This is a genomic window from Streptomyces sp. 2131.1, assembly GCF_900105515.1.
Classification (GTDB): domain Bacteria; phylum Actinomycetota; class Actinomycetes; order Streptomycetales; family Streptomycetaceae; genus Streptomyces; species Streptomyces drozdowiczii.
Genome location: NZ_FNSY01000001.1, coordinates 2872291 through 2896096, shown reverse-complemented (window position 1 = coordinate 2896096; position 23806 = coordinate 2872291). Strand labels below are relative to the sequence as shown.

The window sequence follows — 23806 nt, the reverse complement described above, 5'->3', positions numbered from 1 at the left end:
GGGACAGGGCTCAACAGGTCCGGTGCAGGACGCCGTTCATGCTGATGCGGTCGCCGCGGAAGCGGATGAACTCCAGGTCGACCGGCCGGCCGTCGGCGAGCCGGGTCAGCCGCTCCAGCATCAGGACGGCCGAGCCGCGCGGGACCTCCAGGACCGCCGCGGAGTGCGCGTCGGCGTTGACGGCCTCCAGGGTGATGTCGGCATCGCCCAGCCGCTGCCCGGTCAGGGACTCCAGCAGCCGGAACACATCGGTGTTCTCCAGATCGGCGCCGAGCAGCCCGGCGCCGACGTCCATCGGGACGTAGGTGAGGTCCAGGGAGAGGGGCAGCCCGTTCAGCAGGCGGCGGCGCTCGATGTACAGCACGTCGGTGTGCTCGGTGAGGCCGAGCCGCCGGGCGACCGGGGCCGGGGCGGGGACGGGCCCGACGGTGCGGACCTCGTTGGTGACCCGGCCGTGCTCGCGCAGGGTCTCGGCCAGGCCCTGGAGCCGGTCGAGCGCGTGCGGGTACTTCTCGGCGACGACGACGGTGCCGACTCCGGGCTGCCGTTCGACGAGCCCTTCGCCGCGCAGCAGGTCGAGGGCCTGGCGCACGGTGTTGCGCGAGACGCGGTAGTCGTGGCCGATGGTGTCCTCGTAGGGCAGGACACCGCCGGGGAACGCGCCCGTGCGCACCTGGTGGCGCAGCAGGTCGGCGAGGAGCCGGGCACCGTCCGCGCGCAGCCGGCGCCGGCGGGCGGCGGCGACGGGCACGGTGTGCTCGCGGGTGCGTTCGGCTGGCATGCGCTGGACCATACCGACGGGGTACGGGAGATGGTGTTGCCGCAGTGTTGCGCCATCAAGGAGGCCCGGGACAACGGCTCTGACCTGCGGTGACGGGACCGGCCGGGGGAAGATCCGCCACTTGCCGGTCCGGCATGCGGACCGCACCCGGCCGCACCCCGGGCGGGGCGCGGCCGGACCGCCGGGTCAGGCCGCCGGGACGATCCGGCCGGTGACCTCGCCCAGGCCCACGCGGGTGCCGTCCGGGCCCGGAGCCCAGGCGGTGATCGTGACGGTGTCGCCGTCCTCCAGGAACGTCCGCTTGCCGTCGGGCAGTTCCAGCGGGTCGCGCCCGTTCCAGGTCAGCTCGAGGAGGCAGCCGCGCTGGGACGGCTCCGCGCCGCTGACGGTGCCGGAGCCGTAGAGGTCGCCGGTGCGCAGCGAGGCGCCGTTGACCGTCATCTGGGCGAGCTGCTGGGCGGCCGTCCAGTACATCGTGGAGAACGGCGGCTCCGCGACGACCTGCCCGTTGACCGCGACGGAGATCCGCAGGTCGTAGCCGCCGGGCTCGTCCTCGTCCGCGTCGTCCAGATAGGGGAGGAGCGGGAAGTCACGGGCGGGCGGGGCGGTGCGGGCGGCGTCCAGGGCCTCCAGCGGGGTGACCCAGGCGGAGACGGAGGTCGCGAAGGACTTGCCGAGGAACGGGCCGAGCGGCACGTATTCCCATGCCTGGATGTCGCGCGCCGACCAGTCGTTGAGCAGCGAGAGCCCGAAGACGTGCTCCCGGAAGTCGGCCAGCGGCACGGCCGTGCCCTGCGCGGACGGGGTGCCGACGACGAAGCCGACCTCCGCCTCTATGTCGAGCCGCGTGGACGGGCCGAAGACGGGCGCCGGGTCGGCCGGTCCCTTGCGCTGCCCGGCCGGGCGGACCACATCGGTGCCGGAGACCACGACGGTCCCGGCGCGCCCGTGGTAACCGATCGGCAGGTGCTTCCAGTTGGGGGTGAGCGGCGTCTCGGCGTCGGGCCGGAAGATCTGGCCCACGTTGGTGGCGTGGTGCTCGCTCGCGTAGAAGTCCACGTAGTCCGCGACCTGGTACGGCAGGTGCAGGGTGACCGCGTCCAGCGGGTGCAGCAGGGGCTCCATGTCCGCGCGGTGGGCGGGGACCGTGACCCACGCGGTGAGCGCCCGGCGCACATCGCGCCAGGCGTTGCGCCCGGCCGCGAGGAGGGCCGTCAGGTCGGGCTGGGCCAGCAGTCGGGCGTACGGCGAACCGAGGGCGAGCGCGGCGGCCCCGGCGTCCAGGACGTGGTCGCCGATGCGGACGCCGACGCGTGGCTCCGGGCGGTCGGGCGTGGAGAACACGCCGTACGGCAGGTTGTGCGGGCCGAAGGGATCGCCCTCGGCCACATCGAGCGGGCTGCTCTGCTCGGGCATCGGTCGCTGCCTCGCTTTCCGGGTCGCTTGGGTGACACGTTACGTCGGGGGCCGTCACCCCCGTCGGTGCCCCAACCTTCCCCGGTGCCCCGGAAAGTACGCCTCACCTCTCGTGTCACCCGGACGTGCGCGGGATGCTCTTCTCCCAGGTCCGGTGGAAGACGACCTCGCCGCCCTCGGTGCAGACGACCTCGTTGACCGTGTGGAAGTCGTCCGCGTCGGCGGTGATCTCCGAGCGGGTGTCGATCTGCACGTCCCAGGACATCTCCGGCCGGTGCAGCCGGATCGTCCAGTCGGACCGGGTGCGCGCGGAGAGCGGGTCGCCCTCCTGGATGGTGTATGTCTCCAGCGCGTCCTCGGTGAATTCGAGCCCGTCCGGGTAGACCCGCGTGCCGCCGTAGCGCGGGTCCACCTCCAGCTTCCACTCGCCCTTCGCGACATCGCGGACGACGAGACGCTCGGGGCGCGGCGCGTCCAGCGTCTCCGGGAAGACCACGCCCAGCGGTTCGGACTGCTCGGGCTCCTCGAAGCGGATCGCCGGGTCCTCGGTGCGCCGCCGCACGGGGAGTTCGACGAGGCTGCCGTCGGCCTCCAGCGTGAAGCCGGCCGAGCCCGCCTGCGGCCAGATCCAGGGCCAGTACGAGGAGGAGACGGCGAGCCGGATGCGGTGGCCGGGCGGGAAGGTGTGGCCGATGCCGTTCAGCTCGAAGGTCACGTCCTCGGTGGCGCCGGACGGCCAGTCCTCGGTGCGGTCGCGGCCCTTCCGGGCGGCGAGGTTGATCGCGCCGCGCGTGACGAGGGTGGAGGAGCCGTCGGGGGCGACGTCGCAGAGCCGGGCGACGGCCTGGCCGCGCGGCGCGTCCATCGTGATGCGGAGCCTCACCCGGGGGCGGCCCAGGATCTCGATGGGCGCGTCGGCGACCGGGAACTCGAAGCAGAGCGACTTGGCGTCCTCGTCGCGCTGGTCGGGCGGCAGGTCGGCGTCGTTGCCGAAGGGGAAGAACCGCCCGGCGTCGAGCCCGGTCTGCTGCGGCGAGTGGACGATCTGCGGTCCGCCCTGGAGGGCGTACGCCACCGGGGCGACGTTCTCCGAGGGCCAGTCGCTCTCCCCGACCCAGCGGCCGGGCAGCGTCTCGTACACCGTGGCGGGCCGGTGCGACTCGCTGATCCAGGCGCGGAGCAGCGGCTCCTCCATCACCCCGGTGTCCTCGTCCTTCAGGTGCTGGTCCCACCAGCGCAGGGTCTCCTGGAGGAAGCCGATGGCCGGTCCGGGCGGCAGCCCCCGGTCGGGGTACTGGTGCGACCAGGGGCCGATGATCCCGCGCACCTTCGCCGGGTCCAGGTGCTCGACGAGGCGGAGGACGGTGTCGCGGTACGGGTCGTGCCAGCCGCCGACCGCGAGGACGTTCGCCTTGATCGCGGAGTAGTCCTCGCAGACGCTGCCGTGCTTCCAGTAGGCGTCCCGGGTCTGGTGGGAGAGCCAGGTGTGGATGAAGGGGTCCACCGCCTCCAGCCGGTCCAGCCACATCTGCCGCCAGTCGTCGCCGACGTCCGCCGGGTCGGGCGGGCGGCAGACGAAGGCCAGCATGGTGGCCGCCCAGGCGTGCATGTCCACGGCGAGTACCGAGCCGCCCATGTAGTGGACGTCGTTGTCGTAGCGGTCGTCGGCGGAGCACACCGTGACGATCGCCTTCAGCGGCTCGGGGGCCAGCGCGGCGATCTGGAGCGAGTTGAAGCCGCCCCAGGAGATCCCGAACATGCCGACCCGGCCCGAGCACCACTCCTGCTGGGCCAGCCAGTGGACGACCGCGACCCCGTCGGCCAGCTCTGTCGCGTCGTATTCGTCGCCCGGCATTCCCTCGCTGTTGCCGTGGCCGCGCACGTCCACCCGGACGGAGGCGTAGCCGTGTCCGGCGTACCAGGGGTGGCGCTGCCAGTCGCGCGGCGCGGTCCAGTCGCTCAGCCGGTACGGCAGGTACTCCAGCAGGGCGGGCACGGGTTCGTCCGTGACCGGCCGCCAGATCCGCGCGTACAGCTGGGTCCCGTCCGGCAGCGGGATGTAGAGGTCCTCGTGGGTCGTCTCGTACGGGAACGCGGTCTGGATGTGCATGGGCGTACCTCAGTGGACGGGGTGCATGGTGCGCTTGAGCCAGGGGGCGGCGGCGATCACGGCCACACCGGCCACCACCGCGACAGCGCCATTGACACCGAAGTAGGCGGGGTTGGACACCTCGCCGTACAGCTTCACGATCTGGGCCTGGATGCCGTTGGCGAGGGCCAGCGAGAGGAACCAGAGCGCCATGGTCTGGCTGGCGAACGCCTTCGGGGCGAGCTTGGTGGTCGCCGACATGCCGGAGGTCTCCAGCAGGATGTCGCCGAGCCCGAGCAGCAGATAGGAGCCGACGATCCACCAGGCGGCCATCTTGTACGTGTCGCCGGAGTGCCCGGAGGTGGGCAGGACCATCAGCAGGAACGAGAGACCGCCGAGGATCACGCCGATCGCGATCTTGTTGGAGGCGTGCGGCTGGCGCGGTCCCATCCTCGCCCAGACGGCCGCGACCACCGGGGCGAGCAGCACCTCGAAGGCGCCGAGCGCGGAGGCGTACCAGCTCGCCGGGAAGTGGAAGCCGAAGATCTCCGTACGGGCGTTGGTCGACGCGAGCAGCATCATCGTCGAGTACGCCTGGAAGAGGATGAAGTTGAACACCACGGACGCCAGGAACAGCACCACGTACGGGCGCAGCCTGCCCCGTTCCTCGTGGGTGACCCGGGGGCTGCGGAACATCACCACGAAGTAGACGACCGGCGCGATCACCGAGATGAGGGTGAGCACGTCGACGAACCGGTCCATGGTGAGCCGGCCCGCGAGGGCCAGTGCGGTCGCCACGGCCGCGACCACCACGGCCCCGACGGCGATGAGCAGGACCGCCCTGCGCATGGGTCCGGGGGCCAGCGCGTATTCGGCGGCGTGCTTTCGCCCGGCCAGGTGACGGCGGCCCGCCACGTACTGGATGAGGCCCAGCGTCATACCGAAGGCGGCGGCCGAGAAACCCCAGTGCCAGCTCGCGTGGTCACCGAGCCAGCCGGTGATCAGCGGGCCGAGGAAGGCGCCGATGTTGATGCCCATGTAGTAGAGGGCGAAGCCCGCGTCCCGCCGCTCGTCGTCCGTGCGGTAGAGCTTGCCGACCATGGTGGCCACGTTCGGCTTGAGCAGGCCCGTACCGGCGCTGATCAGCCCGAGCCCCACCCAGGTCATCGCGTCCGTGGGCACCGCCATGGCGTAGTGCCCGCAGGCGATCAGGATGCCGCCGTACAGCACCGCCCGGTACGAGCCCAGGATGCGGTCGGCGAGCCAGCCGCCGGCCACCGAGACCAGATAGACGAGCGTGCCGTACGCGGCCGAGACGGAGGCGGCGGTCCCGGCCTCCATGCCCATGCCGCCGTTGGCGACCGTGTCCGCGAAATAGAGGACCAGGATCGCCTGCATGCCCAGGAACGAGAAGCGCTCCCACACCTCCAGGCCGGACAGGGTCATCAGACCCCGGGGCTGGCCGAAGAACGCGTGGTCGTCGGCCGGGGGCGGCTGCGCCGGTTCGGTGTCTGCTGCTGGGTGGGACAAAGCGGCAACTCCTGATCGTATGAGCTGATCCCGAACATACCGGCGGCGGCGGGAAGGCGCCCACGGTGATCCAAAGGGGACCGGATACGCTGACTTGAGTGATGACAACGACACATCGACATTCCGTGTGATCGTCAGCAGACAGGAGATCCCCTCGTGACCGTCGTCGGGCCGTTCGGACTGAGCGTGCGGGACCAGGCTCTTGAAGCCGGTGTCCAGGCCGGTTTGGCTGCTGTCGAGTCGGGCCTGCTCGATGCCACCAAGAGCGACGTGCCCTTCATCACGGAAGCCGCCCAGCACCTGGTGCGCGCGGGCGGCAAGCGGTTCCGGCCGCTCCTGGCGATGCTCGCCGCCCAGTTCGGCGACGCCGACGCCCCGGGCGTGGTGCCCGCGGCCGTCGTCGTGGAGCTGACCCACCTCGCGACGCTGTACCACGACGACGTCATGGACGAGGCCGACGTGCGGCGCGGCGTGGACAGCGCCAATTCCCGCTGGGGCAACTCGGTCGCCGTCCTGACCGGCGACTTCCTCTTCGCGCGCGCCTCGCACATCCTGGCCGACCTCGGCCCGGAGGCCGTCCGCATCCAGGCCGAGGCGTTCGAGCGCCTGGTCACCGGCCAGATCCTGGAGACCGCGGGCCCGCGCGACGGCCGCGACCCCGTCGAGCACTACCTCGACGTCATGCGCGGCAAGACCGGCTCGCTGATCGCCGTCGCCTGCCGCTTCGGCGCGATGATGGCCGGCGCCGACGAGTCCACGACCGACATCCTCACCCAGTACGGGGAGCGGCTCGGCGTCGCCTTCCAGCTCGCCGACGACGTCCTGGACATCGCCTCCGACTCCCACGAGTCCGGCAAGACCCCGGGCACGGACCTCCTCGAAGGAATCCCGACCCTTCCCGTCCTCCACCTCAGGGCGCAGGCAGAGGCCGACGGCAAGCCGGACGACCTGGCCCTCGTCGAGATGCTCGACGGCGACCTCGGCGACCCGGACACGCTCGCCGAGGCGCTGCGCCTGCTGCGCGCCCACCCGGCGCTGGCCCAGGCCCGCCGCGACACCGTGCGGTACGCCCAGGAGGCGCGGGCCACGCTGCGGCCGCTGCCCGAGTGCTACGCGAAGCTCGCCCTGGAAGAGATGTGCGACGCGGTGGTCCACCGCGCCGGCTGACGGCCCGCAGGGTCCGTCCGGGCCCAACCCCTACTGGACGGCGGAGAATCGGCCCTCCGCCGTCATACCGAAGAGGTACGCGGAGTTGCTCCCGGGGGCTGACGCTTCGGGCCGCCCGATTTGGTCAGATGGAGAACAACCACTCCTGACCAAAACGGGTGAGAATGGCGGCACGGAGTGGACGAGTGCATCCCGACGGAAGCCGCCGACCACGGAGGTAGGGCACACATGGCACCGAACGACAGCGCGGAGACCAACGGCACGGCCGCCCGGCCCGGCCGCCGCAAGGCGGCGCGTTACATCGTCCCCGTAGCGGTGGCGGGGGTGGCGGCCGCGACGATCGGCCTGGTCCCGGCGCTCGCCAGCTCGGGCGACCCCGATCTGCCGAAGATCACCGCCCAGGAACTCATCGAGAAGATCGCCGCGTCGGACACGGAGCAGTTCTCCGGCACGGTGAAGATCAGCACGGACCTCGGCATCCCGTCCATGGGCGGCCTGGCCGGCTCCTTCCTGTCCGGCGCGGCCGAGGGCGGCGACGGCGGCAAGGACGCGTCCAGCGCCGACCCGCAGGCCAAGCTCACCGAGCTCGCCTCCGGTACGCACACCCTGCGGGTGGCCGCCGACGGCCCCGACAAGCAGCGCCTGTCGGTCCTGGACGACACGTCCGAGTACAGCCTGATCCACAACGGCGACCAGGTCTGGGCGTACGACAGCGGGTCCAACGCGGTCTACCACGCGGACGGCAAGGGCGCGGGCAAGGCGCCCCACGGCAAGGAGCAGGCCGCCCCCGAGGGCGTCCCCACCACCCCGAAGGCCCTGGCCGAGCAGGCGCTGAAGGCCGCCGACGGCACCACGTCCGTCACGGTGGACGGCACCGCGCGGATCGCCGGGCGCGACGCGTACCGGCTCGTCCTGAAGCCCGAGCAGAAGGGCTCCACGGTCGGTTCGGTCACCGTCGCGGTGGACGCGGAGAACGGCGTGCCGCTCAAGTTCACGCTCCGGCCCAGCAGCGGCGGCAAGGCCGTCGTCGACGCCGGGTTCACCTCGGTCGACTTCGGGAAGCCCGCCGCGTCCTCCTTCGCCTTCACCCCGCCCAAGGGTGCGAAGATCACCGAGGCGGACGACGCCGAGGCCGAGGGCCACGAGAAGGAGGCCCGGAAGGCCGCCGAGAAGGCACAGGGCGACCTGGGCAAGTTCGAGGGCGAGGGCGCCCCGAAGATCATCGGAAAGGGCTGGAACAGCATCGCCGAGTTCAAGACCCCCGGCGGCGCGGCCCTGCCGTCCGGGGCGTCGGAGTCCGAGGCGTCGAAGGGCGTCCCGGCCGAGGCCCAGCAGTTCCTGGACGCCCTCGGCGACAAGGTCAGCGGCAAGTTCGGCTCGGGCACGGTCTTCAAGACCCGCCTGATCAACGCGCTGATGACCGACGACGGCCGCGTCTACGTGGGCGCGGTCACCAAGGACGCGCTGGTCGCCGCGGCGAACGCGGGCTGACGTTCCTTCATCCGCCCCGCCGTGCCTCCGCGCGGCGGGGCGGACGCGACCGTACGACCCAGTGGGGAGCACGCATGGCAGGGTCCGACGCCGGGACCATCGGGCAGCCCGGGGCGCCCGGCACCGCACCCGTCATCGAGACGCGCGGGCTGACCAAGCGCTACCGGGGCGGGCAGCTCGCCGTGGACGGCCTCGACCTCAGCGTCCCCGCCGGCAGCGTCTTCGGCTTCCTCGGGCCCAACGGCTCGGGCAAGACCACGACCATCCGCATGCTCATGGGCCTCATCGCCCCCACCTCTGGCACCGCGAGCGTCCTCGGCCGCCCCATGCCCGACGCCTCGCGCAGGGTCCTCCCGGAGGTCGGCGCACTGATCGAGGGCCCGGCCCTGTACGGCTTCCTGAGCGGCCGGGACAACCTCCTGCGCTACGACAGGGCCGACCCCACCGCCGACCCGCGCACCCGCGCCGCCAGGGTCGGCGACGCCCTGGAACGGGTCGGGCTCGCCCCGGCGGCCGGCAAGAAGGCGCGCGCGTACTCGCTGGGCATGAAGCAGCGCCTCGGCCTCGCCGCCGCCCTGCTCCGGCCGCGCCGGCTGCTCGTCCTGGACGAGCCGACCAATGGCCTGGACCCGCAGGGCATGCGCGAGATCCGCGCCCTGGTCCGCGAACTGGCGGCGGACGGCACCACGGTCTTCCTCTCCTCCCACCTCCTGGACGAGATCGAGCAGGTCTGCACCCACGCGGCGGTGATGGCCCGGGGGAGGCTCCTGACCCAGGGCCCGGTCGCGGGCCTCGCCACCGGCGGCCGCCTGGTCGTCACCACACCGGACCCGGCCGACGCCGCGCGCGTACTCAAGGAGCACGGCGTCACGGGCATCACGCTCGACGGCGACCGCGTCCGCGCCGACGCCCCGCCGGGCACGGTGGAACTCGCCGATCTGAACGCGGCGCTGGTGCGGGGTGGCGTACGGGTGCGCGCGTTCGGCGTGGAACGGGCGTCGCTGGAGGACGCGTTCGTGGCTCTGACGGGAGAGGGATTCGATGTCGCAGGCTGAGGGAGCGGCCGGGGCCGCCGGGTCGTCGGCCGAGGGGGCCGCCAGGGAGCGCACCGGGAGCGCCGCCGAGGGGGCCGTGCGCGCGGGCGCCGGGCGCAACCCCCTCTGGACATTCGGCATCCTCCGCTCCGAGTTCGCCACCACCCTGCGCCGCTGGCGCACCCTCGCGCTGCTCGGCGTGCTGGCCGCCGTCCCCGTGCTCATCGGGATCGCGGTCCGCATCGAGACGGCCGACGGCTCGTCGGCGGGGGCCGGTGGCGGGGAGGGCGGACCGGCGTTCCTCTCCCAGGTGACCAACAACGGCCTCTTCCTGGTCTTCGCCGCGCTCGCCGCGACGCTCCCCGTCTTCCTCCCGATGGCCGTCGGCGTCATCGCGGGCGACGCGATCGCGGGCGAGGCCAATGCGGGCACCTTGCGCTATCTGCTGGTGGCCCCGGCCGGCCGGACGCGGCTGCTGCTCGCCAAGTACGCCGCCACGCTCGGCTTCTGCCTGGTCGCCACGCTCGTCGTGGCCGCTTCGGCGCTGGCCGTGGGCGCGCTGCTGTTCCCGGTGGGCGACGTCACGACGATCTCGGGGACGACGATCGGCTTCGGTGAGGGCCTGGTGCGGGCGGGGCTGGTCGCGGTCTTCGTGGCCGCGTCGCTGACCGGCTTCGCGGCGCTCGGCCTGTTCGTCTCGACGCTCACCAACAGCGGTATCGCGGCCATGGCGGCGACGGTCGGGCTGCTGATCACCGTGCAGATCGTGGACACGATTCCGCAGCTGAGCGCGGTCCATCCCTACCTCTTCCCGCACTACTGGCTGTCCTTCTCGGACCTGCTGCGCGCACCCGTCTACTGGGACGAGGTGCTGAAGAACCTGGAGCTCCAGGCGTTGTACGCGGCGGTGTTCGGTTCGGCGGCCTGGGCCCGGTTCACGACGAAGGACATCACGGCCTGAAGCGGAGGCGGCACCCGTACCGTCGGCCGGCGAGCCGTCCCCCGATCGGCTCGTCGCGGCACGAACGGCACGAACGGTGCGAAAACAGAAGGAACGAGCCGACACGGTACGTTCCGTTTCCGCCAGAGCATTGTTCGACTTGTAGCGACGCGATGTCAATAAGGTTTGGCTCGAACACACCTATGCTCACCGAATGAACACATCGCCGAGCTCACTGCGCCGGAGCGAGAGCTCACGCAGGGCGACCCTGGACGCCGCCCTCGACCTCTGCACGGAGAAGGGATACGGCCGGGTCACGATCGAGGCGATCGCGGCACGGGCGGGGGTCAGCAAGAAGACGATCTACCGCTGGTGGCCCTCGAAGAGCGCGATCCTTCTGGAGGCGTTCACGGAGATGCTGGTCTCCGCGACCCCGTTCGTGGACACCGGCGACATCGCGAAGGACCTGCGTACCCACCTCACGGGCGCGGTGAACGTCCTCGCCGTTCCCCCCTACGGCCCGGCCTACGCGGGAATCCTCTCGGAACTCCACCACGACGACCAACTGGCCGAAACGGTACGCAGGCAGCTGATCGACCCCCGCTTCGACGAGGCGGTCGGCCGCTTGCGCAGCGCCCAGGAGCAGGGCCAGATCCCGCCGGACGCGGACCTCGACCTGGCGGTGGAGATGCTGTACGGCCCGCTGTACTACCGCCATGTGCTGCGCAAGCCGATGCAGGACGCGGAGGACGTCGGAAGGCTGGTGGACCACGTACTGCGGTCCCTGGGGGCGACGCCGGGCCGAGAGACGGGCTGAGGGGCGCGCCTCAGCCGAAGAGGCGCTCCAGGACGACCGCTATCCCGTCGTCCTCGTTGGAGAGGGTGACCTCGTCGGCCGCCGCGCGCAGCTCCGGGTGGGCGTTGCCCATCGCGACGCCGTAGCCGCAGCTGCGGAACATCGGCAGGTCGTTGGGCATGTCCCCGAAGGCGATCGCCGTACGCGGGTCCATACCCAGCTCCTCGGCGGCGAGCGCGATCCCCGCGCCCTTGTCGATGCCGTACGGCTGGAGCTCGACGGTCCCGGGACCGGAGTGCGTGACCGTGGCGAGGTCCCCGACGACCGCACGGGCCTCGGCGGTCAGCGCCTCGTCGCTCAGCTCCGGATGCCGGATGAGCACCTTGATCACGGGCTCGGCCCACAGCTCGTCCCGGTGCCGGGTCCGCTGCGCCGGCAGCGTGGCGTGCGGCAGCCGGTACCCGGGTTCGATGAGCGTCCGCCCCTCGGCCCCGTCCTGGTCCACGGCCGCGAAGACCCGCCCCACCTGCGCCTCGATCTTCCCGAGCGCCGCGTCGGCCGCCTCCCGGTCCAGCGTGACGGCCCGGACGGTACGCCGCGCCCCGGCGTCGTACACCTGCGTGCCCTGCCCGCAGACCGCCAGCCCCTCGTACCCGAGCCCGTCGAGCAGCTCCCGCACGCCGGGCACCGGCCGCCCGGTGACGACGAGGTGCCGGGCCCCCGCGACGCGGGCCAGGGCGAGCGCGGCACGGGTCCGGGGGCTGATGGTGTCGTCGCCGCGCAGCAGGGTGCCGTCCAGGTCGGTGGCGACGAGGGCATATGCGGGTGGGATGGGCATGGCAGCAAGCGTAGGCGCTGGTTTCCGGAGCCCGGCCGGAGTTGTGGCGGGGCGGGGGAGTGGGGTAAGGCGGGTCCGCCCTACCAGGGAGGGCGGGTGTCGCGGAGTGCTTCCGGGGTCTGCTCGGGCAGGGCCATGTCCCCGTCGGTGCGCAGCAGCATGCTTGGGGCGGGTTCGAATTCGTGATCGGGCGGTGCCGGCTGGTGGAAGCGCTCGGTGCGCGGTAGGGCGACCTCTACCAGTCGGCCCTCGTGGAACATCCACAGCCCGAAGCAGTCGTCGTCCTGATCGCGCAGCAGGACCTGCACCGTCAGCGGATACGGCCACGGCAGCGACTCCAGGTGCCTGAGCAGACCCTTGCGGGCCCGCTCCTTCTCCAGCTCCAGGGCCCACCCGATCCCGTAGCCCCAGTGCCCCTCTATCGGGACGAAGCGGCCCCGCCACGTGCGTTCCGGATCGTCCCGGGTCAGGGGTTCCATCACCTCGTCCGCCCAGCGGGCGAGCACGATGACTTCGGCGTCTCTGCTCATGCCGGAGTATCGCCGCATCCCCCTGTGCCACCGCAACGGAATTCCTCAACGACGCGGCCCGGGAGGGGCTTTCAGGAGGCGGAGTTTTCAGGAGACGGTCAGGACGACCTTGCCCCGGTTGACCCGGCCCTCGATCGCCGCGTGCGCCCGTGCCGCGTCGGCGAGGGGGAACGCCGCGTGGACGGCGGGGCGCAGACTGCCCTCGCCGTGCAGTGCCCACAGCTCCGCGATCCAGTCTGCGTACCGCGTGGGCCGGGTCCGGGCGATGTGCGCCACCTGGAAGCCGATGACCGACTTGCCGCCGACGAGGAGGTCGTACGCCTCGATCGTGCCGCCGCCCGAGCTGTACGCGACCAGCCGGCCGCCAGGGGCGAGTGCGTGGATGGCTCGCGGGAGCAGGTCGCCGCCGACCGCGTCCAGCACGATGTCGCAGGGCTCGCCCCAGCTCTCGTCGGTGTACGTCACCACCTCGTCGGCCCCGAGCGACCGCACGAAGTCCGCCTTCGCCGGGTCGCCCGCGGCCGCCACGACCCGGGACGCGCCCCGGAGTCTGGCGAGCTGGAGCGCGAGGTGGCCGACCCCGCTCGCGGCGGCCGTAACGAGCACGGACTCGCCCTTCCCGGGCCGCGCGGACTCCAGCGCCCCGAGCGCGACGACCCCGCTGCGGACGAGCGCGACGGCGTCCCGCGCGGTGGCCCCGGCGGGGACGGCGGACGCCATCGCCCGGTTCAGCAGGGCGTACTCGGCGTACCCGTGCCCGAAGCAGAGCCCGGTGACCCGGTCGCCGACGGTGTACGCGCCCGCGCCGTCCCCGAGCGCCACCACATCCCCGGCGATCTCGCCGCCGAGCGGGACGGGCTCCCGGCTCTCGCGGACCTTCCGCACCACGGGGAGGGTGACGCCGACCGCCTCGACCTTGACGAGGAGTTCGCCGGGGCCGGGAATGGGGACGGGCACGTCCTCTTCGAACAACACCTCGGGTCCGCCGCTGTGTTCGTACCGAATGCGCCGCATGGCAAGGACCTCCGACCGCGAGCGGGTTCATTGGAAATCCCAACGATAGAAGGAAACTCGTGGGGAAGTCCAATGATTACTGGATACGATGCGGGGCATGGCAGACAAGGCAGCACCGGCGGCCCCGAGCCGCATCCGCCCGCTCCCGAGCTGGCTCCTGGGCCGGGCGGCGGCGAGGGGCCGGTCCCTGGTGGCCGACGCCCTGGCCGGGCACGGCATGAAGATGTGGCACCACGTGGTGCTGGCAGCGGTCGAGGACCTGGAACCGGTCGCCCAGGCGGACCTCGGCCGCGCGGTGGCCCTCGACCCCAAGGACCTGGTGGGCATCCTGAACGACCTCCAGGACGCGTCCCTGCTCGTCCGCGCTCCGGACCCGAAGGACCGCCGCAAGAACGCGGTCAGCCTGACGGCGGCGGGCCGCCGCCGCCTGGAGGACTGCACAGCGGCGGGCGACCGCGCCAACGCGGAACTCCTGGCCCCGCTGACCCCGGACGAGCGGGTCCAATTCCTGGACATGCTCCGCCGGATCACCGGGGCCGGGGGCGATTAGGCGTCGCCGAACCCTTCACCCTTGACGCCCGCCACGAAGGCGCTGAACGCGCCGGCCCGGAGGGGGAGGGCGGGCCCGTCCGGGACCTTGGAGTCCCGGACGGGAACGGTGCCGGTGGAGGCGACGAGATTGGTGGCGACCTCGACGCAGGCGCCGCCGTTGTCGCTGTACGAGGACGTGTACCAGCGGGGGGATTCGGTCGTCACGGAGTGCCCTTTCGTAACTGCTCGATCATGGCCACGGACGCCGGCTGAGAGAGCGCCTCGGCCTGTAGCTGATGGTAGGCCGTCAGCAATGGCAGCACGAACGTGCTTTCCCGCTCCAGATGGCCCCGTTGCGCCGACTCTGCATAGGACATGAGCGAGCGATCGGGCATCGTCAGTATGTAGAGCGGAAGATTGAACGGCCGACGGACGCCCATCGCGAAGGGGGCGATCTGGAGCACGGTGTTGGGCAGCTCGGCGAATTCAAGCAGTCGTTCCAGCTGCGCGTTCATGACGTCGGGTCCCCCGATGGGGCGCAGGAGGCAGCTTTCGTCCAGTACCACCAGCACCAGCGGTGGGTCCGGCCGCAGGAGTGAAGCCTGCCTCTCGGCGACGAGTTCCACTCGCTGGAGTGCCTGGTCGGGCGTGATCGCCCCCCGCTTCACGGCGCTCTCGGCGAGAGCCTTCGCGTACTCCGGGGTCTGGAGCAGGCCGGGCATGACGCCCACCTCGTAGAGCCGGATCTCGGCGGCCCGGCCCTCGTGACCCACGTATTCCGGGAAGCCCTCCAGGAGGGCGGTGTCCCGTGCCGCTCGCGCCTGACGTTCGAACAGGTCTCCGGTGCCGAAGGCTCTGTCAGCTCTGTTCGCAAAACGGGGAGTTGGGGGTCGACGACCAGTTTCGGCGGCTGAAATGTGTGTTCCCGAGTACCCCATGATCGCCCCCAGCTCGTCCTGGGTCCAGCCGCGCTCGTCTCGTAACCTGCGAAGACGCTCGCCAAAGGCTGCGACTGGGGAGTTCTCCGGGTTCAGCTCCTTGCGGTTCACGGCCCACCGTCCAACTCTCCGTACGGATCGTGCAAGTTGAAGACCCCTGCACTCTAGGCCACGCTGAATCCACTTGGTAGTGGAATGGCTACGGAGAGGTACGGCTATGCCGGAACAGGAAGAAACTCCCGCTGTCGGCTCGATCGTCGTGGACGTCGGGCGCTGGGATCAGCCGCTGGTCGGGGAGTTCCGAGGGGTCGCCGGCCCCTACTGGACGCTCCGGTCACCGAAGGGCGGGACCGAGTGGGAGGTCCGGCCCGAGCACACCCGGGAGGCGACGCCGGCCGAGAGGCTCGTCGCGAGGACCGCGCGGGAGAACGCCCGCAGCCGGGGCGAGGTCGCATGAGCGCCCCGGCGGAGCCCGAACCCTGCCGAACGTGCCAGCAGTTCGACCTCGAAGAGGCCGTCGCCCGGACCGAACGGGACGGCAGCCGGGCGACGGACTGCCGCGTGCTGCGGCAACGTCACGTCGCCGCAGCGCACGGCGAGTAGAGGCGTGTCGCCACCCGGTCGCGGGTCAGGCGCTCGTTCACTGTTGGACGGTGAGGGCCCAGGTGACGGTCGAAGGGGCCGTGATCTGCACGCTGCCCTCACCTCTGGCGCTCTTCAGCCGGATCTCGTTGGAGGTGCTTCTGACTTTCCCGTCGACGCACTCCAGCGAGAAGGAGAACTCCACCGGCTTGAGGTCCACTTCAAGGGTTCCCCTGCCCTGGCAGTCGACCTGGATGTCCAGGTTCCCGACGCCGATCTCCCTGGTCAGCGGGAGTTCGGCATTCCCCTTCCTGGGTTCGACGGACAGCAGGACCTCCCCGTCGTCGACCGGCTCGGGGGCCCGCGAGACCGTCTCGCGCTCGACGTGCCCGGCACGGTCCGCGGCCGGGGGCGAGGCGGCGTGCCGGGTCGGCGAGGCCGCCGGAACGGCAGAGGCGGTCTTCTCCTCACCGCTGCACCCGGTCAGCGCAAGGACTCCGGCCACGACGGCCGTCGCGAGCGCGAAGGAAGAACGCGTTCGGCCCAGACTGATGCTCATGAGGCACCTTCCCCCCGTGCCGCCTCTCGCTGAAGCGGCTGTGGGCCCAGTAGGCCACAGTCGTCCACGATGGCGTGGCGTCGCGCGTGAAAGCTGAGCGCAACTTGAGGTTCCCGGCCGGACGGTCGAGCCGTGGCCGGCGTGCTGGTCCTGCTGGGCGTGGTGGGGGCGCGGAGCCTGAGCCGCAAGTCCTCCCGACCCGGGGCCGGGCCCCCCGCCCGGCGGCCCTACGACACGCAGAACTCGTTGCCCTCCGGGTCCGTCATCACCGTCCACGTGCCGCCCTGCTCCGCCACCTCGCGTTCGGCCTTCGCGCCCAGGCCCTCCAGCCGGGCCACCTCGGCCTCTATGCGGTCCGGGCCGGCGTGGAGGTCGAGGTGGAGGCGGTTCTTCACGGTCTTCGGCTCGGGGACGCGCTGGAAGAGGAGGCGGCGGCCGCGCCCGGCGCCGCTCTGCTCGTCGTACGGGTCGTCCGGGTGCCGGACCGCCGCGAGGTCGAGCCAGGCGCGGCGGCCGTGGGCCGTCGTCGTGACCGCTTCCGGTACGGCTCCGAGGCCCAGGAGGTGTTCGACCAGGGGGCTGTTGTCCTCGATCTCGTAGCCGAGGGCCTGGGCCCAGAAGCCGGCCTGCGCGTGCGGATCGGCGGCGTCGATGACGACTTTCCACTCAAGAGTCATGAGCGGCATTCTGTCCCGGAATGAGGGATTCCGCTCAGATTTCGTCCCCGCTCAGGTAGGCCGTGACCGCCTTCACGTCGTCCGCCTCCGCGATCAGCCCGATGTGGTTGTCGGGGCGTACGAGGACCAGCAGCTCGTCGTCGGGGCCGACGCCGTACGCCGCGCGCGCGTGCCCCTCGTGGTCGCTCAGGCGGCCGGACGGGCCGTCCGCGTCGACCCCGTACGCCCGCAGCTCGTCGCCGTGGACCGCCGCCGCCCCGCGCAGGGCCCCGCCCGTCCCCGTACCGAAGCCCAGGAGCGTGAAGTGCGGTCCGGCGAAGGCGTCGAAGAGGCGGCGGGGGTCGCCGGTCGCCGCGTCCAGGCAGGGTGCGTCCGGCGCCCGGTCGCCCGCGCGGAGGCGGGGCGTGGCGCGCGGGGAGGCGGCGAGGGAGCTCCAGTGGTAGCCGCCGCCCAGGCCGTTCGTGCCGGGACCGACCGCCGAGTCGAGGCCGCCGCCGGGCTTCTTGATCGCCTCCAGCGTGGCCCGCAGGCGTTCCGCGCTGATGTCCAGGACCTGCGCGGCGACCGGCAGCCGCTCCTCCTCGTACGTGTCGAGCAGGGCGGGCCCGGCGAGCCCGGCGGCGACCCGGCCGAGCTTCCAGCCCAGGTTGTACGCGTCCTGGATGCCGGTGTTCATGCCGAGGCCGCCCGCGATGGAGTGCACGTGCGCCGCGTCCCCGGCGAGGAGGACCCGGCCCACCCGGTAGCGCGCCGCCATGCGCTCGTTGACCCGGTACGTGGAGAGCAGCGTCGCCTCGGTGAGGCGGTCCGAGGGCAGGCCGGTGTGCTTGGCGAAGAGGCGGCGGAACCCGGCGAGCGAGGGCGGCATCGGCGCGCCCGACGCGTCCCGCTCGGGGCCCGCCTGGAACCACCAGCCCGACCGCGTCCCCGGGATCGGGCAGAGCATCACGGCGCCGTCCTCGTCGAACCACTGATGCCAGAACCCCCGGTCGAGCCCCTCCACCTCGACGTCCCCGCACACCATCAGCTGGGTCTCGTCGGTCTTCCCCTCGAAGGGGACGCCGAGCAGTTTGCGCACCGCGCTGTGGCCGCCGTCGCAGCCGGCCGCGTACGACGCCTCGATCAGCCCGCCGTCCGCGAGCGTGGCGGTCACCGACGCCTCGCCCTCGGCCAGGCCCACGAGTTCGGCGCCCAGCTCGACCCGTACGCCGTACTCCGCGAGCCGCGCCCGCAGCACCTCCTCCAGGCGCCACTGGGCCATCATGCGCGGCCGGTCGTACGGGGCGTCCGGCGTCGGCCGCTGGTCCGCGAACGGCTCCGCGTCCGCGACGGCGACCCCGCCCCGGTACTTGCGCATCGGCAGCGGAGCGGCCCCGGCGGCCAGGACCGCGTCGACGACCCCGAGGTCCTCCAGGACTTCGAGGGAGCGCGGGTTGGGGCCCTTGGCCCGGGACGTACGCGGGAACTCGGGGCTCTTGTCGATGATCCGGACGCCGACGCCCCGGCGGGCGAGGTCGATGGCCAGGGTCAGGCCGGTCGGGCCCGAGCCGACGACGAGTACGGGGAGCGGGGAGGGGTGCATGGGTACTCCTGGGTCCGGTCCGGTGCGGTGGACCTCCAGGAAAACGTAACCGGGTTAAAAAAGCAACTAAGTTGCGCTTGAGGGGGTCTCGGTGCGGCTCGGGCCCGCCGGGGCGGCCGTCGCCGTCGCGGCCAGCCGGGCCGCCTGCGCCTGGGCCCTCGTGCGGCGCGCGGTCCGCAGCGCGTCCCAGGTGAGCACGATCAGCGCCGCCCACACCAGGCCGAATCCGGCCCACCGCTCCGGCGGCATCTCCTCGTGGAAGTAGGCGACGCCCAGCAGGAACTGGGCGACCGGGGTCATGTACTGGAGGAGCCCGATCGTCGACAGCGGGATGCGGATCGCGGCGGCGCCGAACAGGATCAGCGGCACCGCCGTGACGACGCCGGTCGAGGCGAGGAGCGCCGTGTGCCCGGCGCCCTCCGAGGTCAGGGTCGCCGTGCCCTGCGCGCTCAGCCACACCAGATAGCCGAGCGCCGGCAGGAAGAGGACGGCGGTCTCGACGGTGAGCGATTCCAGGCCGCCCATGTCGACCTTCTTCTTGACCAGGCCGTACGTCGCGAACGAGAACGCCAGGATCAGTGAGATCCACGGCGGCTTCCCGTAGCCGACGGCCAGCACGAGCACCGCCGCGACGCCGGTGCCGACCGCGGCCCACTGCGCCGGGCGCAGCCGTTCGCCCAGGAGCAGGACGCCCATGGCGATGGTGACCAGCGGATTGATGAAGTAGCCGAGCGACGCCTCGACCACGTGGCCGCTGTTCACGGCCCAGATGTACAGGCCCCAGTTGACGGTGATCGTCGTCGCGGCGACGGCGAGCAGGCCCAGCTTGCGCGGCTGCCGCAACAGCGGGCCGATCCAGGACCAGCGGCGCAGGGCGAGCAGCAGGAGCAGCACCACGCCGAGCGACCACACCATGCGGTGGGCCAGGATCTCGACCGCCCCGGCCGGCTTCAGCAGCGGCCAGTACAGCGGGACGAGGCCCCACATGCCGTACGCCGCGAACCCGGAGAGAAGCCCCGCCCGCTGGTCATTCGTCCCCTGCACGGGCCCCTCCTGGTGGTGTCTGTCGTGCGACGGTCAACCAGACGAAGGTAGCGCCGACACGGCCCGGTGTCATGGCCGTATCGTCATACGGTCATGACACCGGGCGGGGTACGGGTCAGAGCGCGGCGGCGACGGTGTCGGACACCGGGGTCGTCGGGCGGCCGATCAGGCGGGACAGCTCGCCGCTGGTCCCGGCCAGGCGCCCGCGCCGGACGGCCTGGTCCACGTCGACCAGGATCGCCGCGAAGCCCTCGGGCAGTCCGGCGCCGGTCAGGATCTCCTGGTGGACGGCGGCCGGGACGTCGTTGTGAACGATCTCCTTGCCGGTGGCCTTCGCGACCACGGCCGCGTAGTCGGCGTAGGACAGGGCGGTGTCGCCGCTCAGCTCGTACGCGCGGTTCAGGTGGCCCTCTCCGGTCAGGACGACGGCGGCCGCGGCCGCGTAGTCGTCGCGGGAGGCGTAGGCGATACGGCCCTCGCCCGCGCTGCCGACGACCGCGCCGTGCGCCAGGACCGGGGCCAGGTTCTCGGTCTGGTTCTCCGTGTACCAGCCGTTGCGCAGGAAGGTGTACGGCAGGCCGGAGTCCAGGATCAGCTGCTCGGTCGCCCGGTGCTCGTCGGCCAGCGTGAAGTCCGCGTCGGGCCCGCCGAGGATGCCGGTGTACGCGAGCTGGGCGACGCCCGCCGCCTTCGCCGCGTCGATGACCGCGGTGTGCTGGGCGATGCGGCTGCCGACCTGGTTGCCCGAGATGAGCAGGACGCGGTCGCCGGAGCGGAACGCCCCGGCCAGGGTCTCGGGGCGGTCGTAGTCGGCGATGCGCAGCTCGACGCCCTTGGCGGCCAGGCCGGCGGCCTTCTCCTTGTCGCGGACCACGGCGGCGACCCGGTCGGCGGGGACGGTGGTCAGCAGGTGCTCGACGACGAGGCGGCCGAGTGCTCCGGTGGCTCCGGTGACGACGATGCTCATGGGGGGTTTCTCCTCTTTGTTCGCTTCGCTCTCACACCACCTTACGGAATGCGCTAACTAAAAGAAAGTGCTCTTGTCGCGGACATGCGAGAGCGCGCCGGTCCCGCCCGTGAGGGGCAGGTCCGGCGCGCTCCCGCGTACCGGGGTACCGGCGTCAGCCGACCACCGTCCAGTTGTCGTTCCCGGCGAGCAGCGCCGCCAGGTCGCCCTTGCCGTGCTGCTCCACGGCCAGGTCCAGCTGCTCCGCCATCTTCGTGTCGTACACCGGCCGCTCCACGCTGCGCAGCACCCCGATCGGGGTGTGGTGCAGGGTGTCCGCGTCGGCGAGTCTCGACAGGGCGAACGCCGTCGTCGGGCTGGGCGCGTGCGCGTCGTGGACGAGGATCTGCGACTTGTTGTCCTCGGTGACCGCGACGACCTTCAGGTCCCCGGTCAGTGAGTCCCGTACGACACCCTTCGAGCCCTCCGCGCCGAAGACGATGGGCTGCCCGTGCTCCAGGCGGATCACCGCCTCCTGCGCCTGGTCCTTGTCCTTCAGGACCTCGAACGCGCCGTCGTTGAAGATGTTGCAGTTCTGGTAGATCTCCACCAGCGCCGTGCCCGGGTGGTCGGCGGCGGCCCGCAGCACGCTCGTGAGGTGCTTGCGGTCCGAGTCGACGGTCCGGGCGACGAACGACGCCTCCGCGCCGATCGCCAGCGACACCGGGTTGAACGGGGCGTCCAGCGAGCCCATCGGCGTCGACTTGGTGATCTTGCCCAGCTCGGACGTGGGGGAGTACTGGCCCTTGGTCAGCCCGTAGATCCGGTTGTTGAACAGAAGGATCTTCAGGTTCACATTGCGGCGCAGCGCGTGGATCAGGTGGTTGCCGCCGATGGACAGCGCGTCCCCGTCACCCGTGACCACCCAGACCGACAGGTCGCGCCGCGAGGTGGCCAGGCCGGTCGCGATGGACGGGGCGCGGCCGTGGATCGAGTGCATCCCGTACGTGTTCATGTAGTACGGGAAGCGCGACGAGCAGCCGATGCCGGAGATGAAGACGATGTTCTCCTTCGCCAGACCGAGGTCGGGCATGAAGCCCTGCACGGCGGCGAGGACCGCGTAGTCGCCGCAGCCGGGGCACCAGCGCACTTCCTGGTCGGACTTGAAGTCCTTCATGGACTGCTTCGCCTCGGCCTTGGGCACCAGCTGGAGCAGTTCGTTCGTCTCAGGCATCGATGGCCTCCTCAAGAGCTGCCGCGAGCTGCTCGGCCTTGAACGGCATGCCGTTGACCTGGTTGTAACTGTGCGCGTCCACCAGGTACTTGGCGCGGATGAGCGTGGCCAGCTGCCCCAGGTTCATCTCGGGGACGACCACCTTGTCGTAACGCTTCAGGACCTCGCCCAGATTCCGCGGGAACGGGTTGATGTGGCGCAGATGGGCCTGGGCGATGGAGCGCCCGGAGGCGCGCAGCCGGCGCACGGCCGCCGTGATCGGGCCGTACGTCGAACCCCAGCCCAGTACCAGCGTCCGCGCCTCGGCGGGGTCGTCGACCTCCACGTCCGGGACCTCGATGCCGTCCACCTTGGCCTGGCGGGTGCGGACCATGAAGTCGTGGTTGGCGGGGTCGTACGAGATGTTGCCGGTGCCGTCCTGCTTCTCGATGCCGCCGATGCGGTGTTCGAGACCGGGCGTCCCCGGGACCGCCCACGGGCGGGCCAGCGTCTGCGGGTCGCGCTTGTACGGCCAGAACACCTCGGTGCCGTCGGCCAGTTCGTGGTTCGGGCCGCCCGCGAACTGGACGCGCAGGTCCGGCAGACGGTCGAGCTCCGGGATGCGCCAGGGCTCGGAGCCGTTGGCCAGGTAGCCGTCGGAGAGCAGGAAGACCGGCGTGCGGTAGGTCAGGGCGATCCGGGCCGCGTCCAGCGCCGCGTCGAAGCAGTCGGCCGGGGTGCGCGGGGCCACGATCGGCACCGGGGCCTCGCCGTTGCGCCCGTACATCGCCTGGAGCAGGTCGGCCTGCTCGGTCTTGGTGGGCAGCCCGGTGGACGGGCCGCCGCGCTGGATGTCGATGATGAGCAGCGGCAGTTCGAGCGAGACGGCGAGCCCGATGGTCTCCGACTTCAGCGCCACACCGGGCCCGGACGTCGTCGTCACGGCGAGCGCCCCGCCGAACGCGGCGCCCAGCGCGGCCCCGATGCCCGCGATCTCGTCCTCGGCCTGGAAGGTGCGCACGCCGAAGTTCTTGTGCTTGCTCAGCTCGTGCAGGATGTCCGAGGCGGGGGTGATCGGGTACGAGCCGAGGTAGACCGGCAGGTCCGCCTGGCGGCCGGCCGCGATCAGGCCGTAGGACAGGGCGAGGTTCCCCGAGATGTTGCGGTACGTGCCGGTGGGGAACGCCTGCGACGCCGGGGCGACCTCGTAGCTGACGGCGAAGTCCTCCGTCGTCTCGCCGAAGTTCCACCCGGCCCGGAAGGCCGCCACGTTCGCCTCGGCGATCTGCGGCTTCTTGGCGAACTTGGCCCGCAGGAACGCCTCGGTGCCCTCGGTCGGACGGTGGTACATCCAGGACAGCAGCCCGAGCGCGAACATGTTCTTCGAGCGCTCGGCCTCCTTGCGGGAGAGCCCGAAGTCCTTCAGCGCCTCGATCGTCAGCGTGGTCAGCGGCACCGGGTGGAGGTTGTACGCCTCCAGCGAGCCGTCCTCCAGCGGGCTGGTCTCGTACCCCACCTTCGCCATCGGCCGCTTGGTGAACTCGTCGGTGTTCACGATGATCTCGGCGCCGCGCGGCACATCGGCGATGTTCGCCCTCAGCGCCGCCGGGTTCATCGCGACCAGCACGTTCGGCGCGTCGCCCGGGGTCAGGATGTCGTGGTCGGCGAAATGCAGCTGGAACGACGAAACCCCCGGCAGGGTGCCTGCGGGGGCGCGGATCTCGGCGGGGAAGTTCGGCAGCGTGGACAGGTCGTTCCCGAAGGACGCCGTCTCCGAGGTGAACCGGTCACCCGTGAGCTGCATGCCGTCACCCGAGTCACCCGCGAAGCGGATGATCACCCGGTCCAGACGGCGGATCTCTTTTCCGCCGGTGCCGGCGGACTCGGGGGCACGCTGTCCCCCCACGAGTGCCTCACCGGCTTCGTCGGCCTGTTCGGCTGGGCTACTGACCTGGCTGGTCACTTACTGGACCTCCCTCGGACGGCGGCTCGGAACCGTCCGGCCCGCCGGAGGTCCCCCGCCCACCCTACGTCTGTGAGGGTCGCCTTCCTGGGGCCGATCGCATGATGGACGGCATTTTGAGACGCTGTGATTCTGGATGCTGAGA

24 protein-coding genes are annotated in these 23806 nt (G+C 71.7%); 8 read left to right on the top strand and 16 right to left on the bottom strand.

What is annotated here, in order from left to right; genetic code table 11:
* Positions 1-10 precede the first annotated feature (10 nt).
* The 4 genes from BLW14_RS12940 to BLW14_RS12925 all read right to left on the bottom strand — a co-directional run bounded on the left by BLW14_RS12940 (position 11) and on the right by BLW14_RS12925 (position 5816).
* Positions 11-781, bottom strand: a complete 771-nt coding sequence (locus BLW14_RS12940) for a GntR family transcriptional regulator (RefSeq protein WP_256332755.1) — start codon at positions 779-781, stop codon at positions 11-13.
* Positions 782-967: 186 nt separating this feature from the next.
* Complete coding sequence (gene fahA, locus BLW14_RS12935) at positions 968-2197, bottom strand: fumarylacetoacetase (RefSeq protein WP_093707263.1); 1230 nt, start codon at positions 2195-2197, stop codon at positions 968-970.
* Between the two features lie 115 nt (positions 2198-2312).
* The gene (locus BLW14_RS12930) at positions 2313-4307 is read right to left on the bottom strand and encodes a CocE/NonD family hydrolase (protein WP_093707261.1); all 1995 of its coding nucleotides are present in this window, start codon (positions 4305-4307) and stop codon (positions 2313-2315) included.
* A gap of 9 nt (positions 4308-4316) precedes the next feature.
* Positions 4317-5816, bottom strand: coding sequence for a peptide MFS transporter (locus BLW14_RS12925; protein WP_093707259.1), 1500 nt, complete (start codon positions 5814-5816; stop codon positions 4317-4319).
* A 156-nt stretch (positions 5817-5972) separates the two neighbouring features.
* Here BLW14_RS12925 and BLW14_RS12920 point away from each other — a divergent pair, with 156 nt between their 5' ends.
* The 5 genes from BLW14_RS12920 (at position 5973) to BLW14_RS12900 (ending at position 11265) form a co-directional block, all read left to right on the top strand.
* Positions 5973-6983 carry a polyprenyl synthetase family protein gene (locus BLW14_RS12920; RefSeq protein ID WP_093707257.1) on the top strand — a complete coding sequence of 337 codons (1011 nt, stop codon included), beginning with the start codon at positions 5973-5975 and terminating at the stop codon, positions 6981-6983.
* Positions 6984-7211: 228 nt separating this feature from the next.
* Positions 7212-8474, top strand: coding sequence for a LolA family protein (locus tag BLW14_RS12915; protein ID WP_093707255.1), 1263 nt, complete (start codon positions 7212-7214; stop codon positions 8472-8474).
* 74 nt (positions 8475-8548) lie between these two features.
* The gene (locus BLW14_RS12910) at positions 8549-9529 is read left to right on the top strand and encodes an ABC transporter ATP-binding protein (protein WP_093707253.1); all 981 of its coding nucleotides are present in this window, start codon (positions 8549-8551) and stop codon (positions 9527-9529) included.
* Positions 9516-10469 carry an ABC transporter permease gene (locus BLW14_RS12905; RefSeq protein ID WP_093707251.1) on the top strand — a complete coding sequence of 318 codons (954 nt, stop codon included), beginning with the start codon at positions 9516-9518 and terminating at the stop codon, positions 10467-10469. Before BLW14_RS12910 ends, BLW14_RS12905 begins: the two co-directional genes overlap by 14 nt.
* 193 nt (positions 10470-10662) lie before the next feature.
* Complete coding sequence (locus BLW14_RS12900; RefSeq protein WP_093707249.1) at positions 10663-11265, top strand: TetR/AcrR family transcriptional regulator; 603 nt, start codon at positions 10663-10665, stop codon at positions 11263-11265.
* Positions 11266-11275: 10 nt separating this feature from the next.
* Here BLW14_RS12900 and BLW14_RS12895 read toward each other — a convergent pair whose 3' ends face one another.
* The 3 genes from BLW14_RS12895 to BLW14_RS12885 all read right to left on the bottom strand — a co-directional run bounded on the left by BLW14_RS12895 (position 11276) and on the right by BLW14_RS12885 (position 13626).
* A complete protein-coding gene (locus BLW14_RS12895; protein ID WP_093707247.1) occupies positions 11276-12082 on the bottom strand; it encodes an HAD family hydrolase in 807 nt (268 codons plus the stop codon).
* Between the two features lie 80 nt (positions 12083-12162).
* Positions 12163-12612: a hypothetical protein gene (locus tag BLW14_RS12890; RefSeq protein ID WP_093710709.1), complete on the bottom strand. Its 450-nt coding sequence runs from the start codon at positions 12610-12612 to the stop codon at positions 12163-12165.
* Positions 12613-12699: 87 nt separating this feature from the next.
* Positions 12700-13626: a quinone oxidoreductase family protein gene (locus BLW14_RS12885; RefSeq protein ID WP_093707245.1), complete on the bottom strand. Its 927-nt coding sequence runs from the start codon at positions 13624-13626 to the stop codon at positions 12700-12702.
* 97 nt (positions 13627-13723) lie between these two features.
* On the opposite strand from BLW14_RS12885, the gene BLW14_RS12880 reads away from it, so the two are divergent.
* On the top strand, positions 13724-14176 hold the full coding sequence (locus BLW14_RS12880; RefSeq protein ID WP_177153962.1) for a MarR family winged helix-turn-helix transcriptional regulator: 453 nt from the start codon (positions 13724-13726) through the stop codon (positions 14174-14176).
* Here BLW14_RS12880 and BLW14_RS12875 read toward each other — a convergent pair.
* Both BLW14_RS12875 and BLW14_RS12870 read right to left on the bottom strand, forming a co-directional pair.
* Positions 14173-14382 carry a DUF397 domain-containing protein gene (locus BLW14_RS12875; protein WP_093707241.1) on the bottom strand — a complete coding sequence of 70 codons (210 nt, stop codon included), beginning with the start codon at positions 14380-14382 and terminating at the stop codon, positions 14173-14175. The genes BLW14_RS12880 and BLW14_RS12875 overlap by 4 nt on opposite strands.
* Complete coding sequence (locus tag BLW14_RS12870) at positions 14379-15206, bottom strand: helix-turn-helix domain-containing protein (protein WP_093707239.1); 828 nt, start codon at positions 15204-15206, stop codon at positions 14379-14381. Before BLW14_RS12870 ends, BLW14_RS12875 begins: the two co-directional genes overlap by 4 nt.
* A 106-nt stretch (positions 15207-15312) precedes the next feature.
* On the opposite strand from BLW14_RS12870, the gene BLW14_RS12865 reads away from it, so the two are divergent.
* Both BLW14_RS12865 and BLW14_RS34455 read left to right on the top strand, forming a co-directional pair.
* Complete coding sequence (locus BLW14_RS12865; RefSeq protein WP_093707237.1) at positions 15313-15552, top strand: hypothetical protein; 240 nt, start codon at positions 15313-15315, stop codon at positions 15550-15552.
* Entirely contained in the window at positions 15549-15698 is a 150-nt protein-coding gene (locus BLW14_RS34455) for a hypothetical protein (RefSeq protein ID WP_177153961.1), read from the top strand. Before BLW14_RS12865 ends, BLW14_RS34455 begins: the two co-directional genes overlap by 4 nt.
* A gap of 37 nt (positions 15699-15735) precedes the next feature.
* Here the strand turns inward: BLW14_RS34455 and BLW14_RS35135 are convergent, their stop codons facing one another.
* From BLW14_RS35135 to BLW14_RS12830, 7 genes are all read right to left on the bottom strand, one after another.
* Positions 15736-16236, bottom strand: coding sequence for a hypothetical protein (locus BLW14_RS35135; protein WP_256332754.1), 501 nt, complete (start codon positions 16234-16236; stop codon positions 15736-15738).
* Positions 16237-16463: 227 nt separating this feature from the next.
* On the bottom strand, positions 16464-16922 hold the full coding sequence (locus BLW14_RS12855; RefSeq protein WP_093707235.1) for a VOC family protein: 459 nt from the start codon (positions 16920-16922) through the stop codon (positions 16464-16466).
* 25 nt (positions 16923-16947) lie between these two features.
* On the bottom strand, positions 16948-18495 hold the full coding sequence (locus BLW14_RS12850) for an FAD-dependent monooxygenase (protein ID WP_093707233.1): 1548 nt from the start codon (positions 18493-18495) through the stop codon (positions 16948-16950).
* Positions 18496-18561: 66 nt separating this feature from the next.
* On the bottom strand, positions 18562-19539 hold the full coding sequence (rarD, locus tag BLW14_RS12845) for an EamA family transporter RarD (RefSeq protein ID WP_093707231.1): 978 nt from the start codon (positions 19537-19539) through the stop codon (positions 18562-18564).
* A gap of 115 nt (positions 19540-19654) precedes the next feature.
* A complete protein-coding gene (locus BLW14_RS12840) occupies positions 19655-20506 on the bottom strand; it encodes an SDR family oxidoreductase (protein ID WP_093707229.1) in 852 nt (283 codons plus the stop codon).
* A 154-nt stretch (positions 20507-20660) separates the two neighbouring features.
* Positions 20661-21719: a 2-oxoacid:ferredoxin oxidoreductase subunit beta gene (locus tag BLW14_RS12835; RefSeq protein WP_093707227.1), complete on the bottom strand. Its 1059-nt coding sequence runs from the start codon at positions 21717-21719 to the stop codon at positions 20661-20663.
* Positions 21712-23661: a 2-oxoacid:acceptor oxidoreductase subunit alpha gene (locus BLW14_RS12830; RefSeq protein WP_093707225.1), complete on the bottom strand. Its 1950-nt coding sequence runs from the start codon at positions 23659-23661 to the stop codon at positions 21712-21714. Before BLW14_RS12830 ends, BLW14_RS12835 begins: the two co-directional genes overlap by 8 nt.
* Positions 23662-23806: the final 145 nt, after the last annotated feature.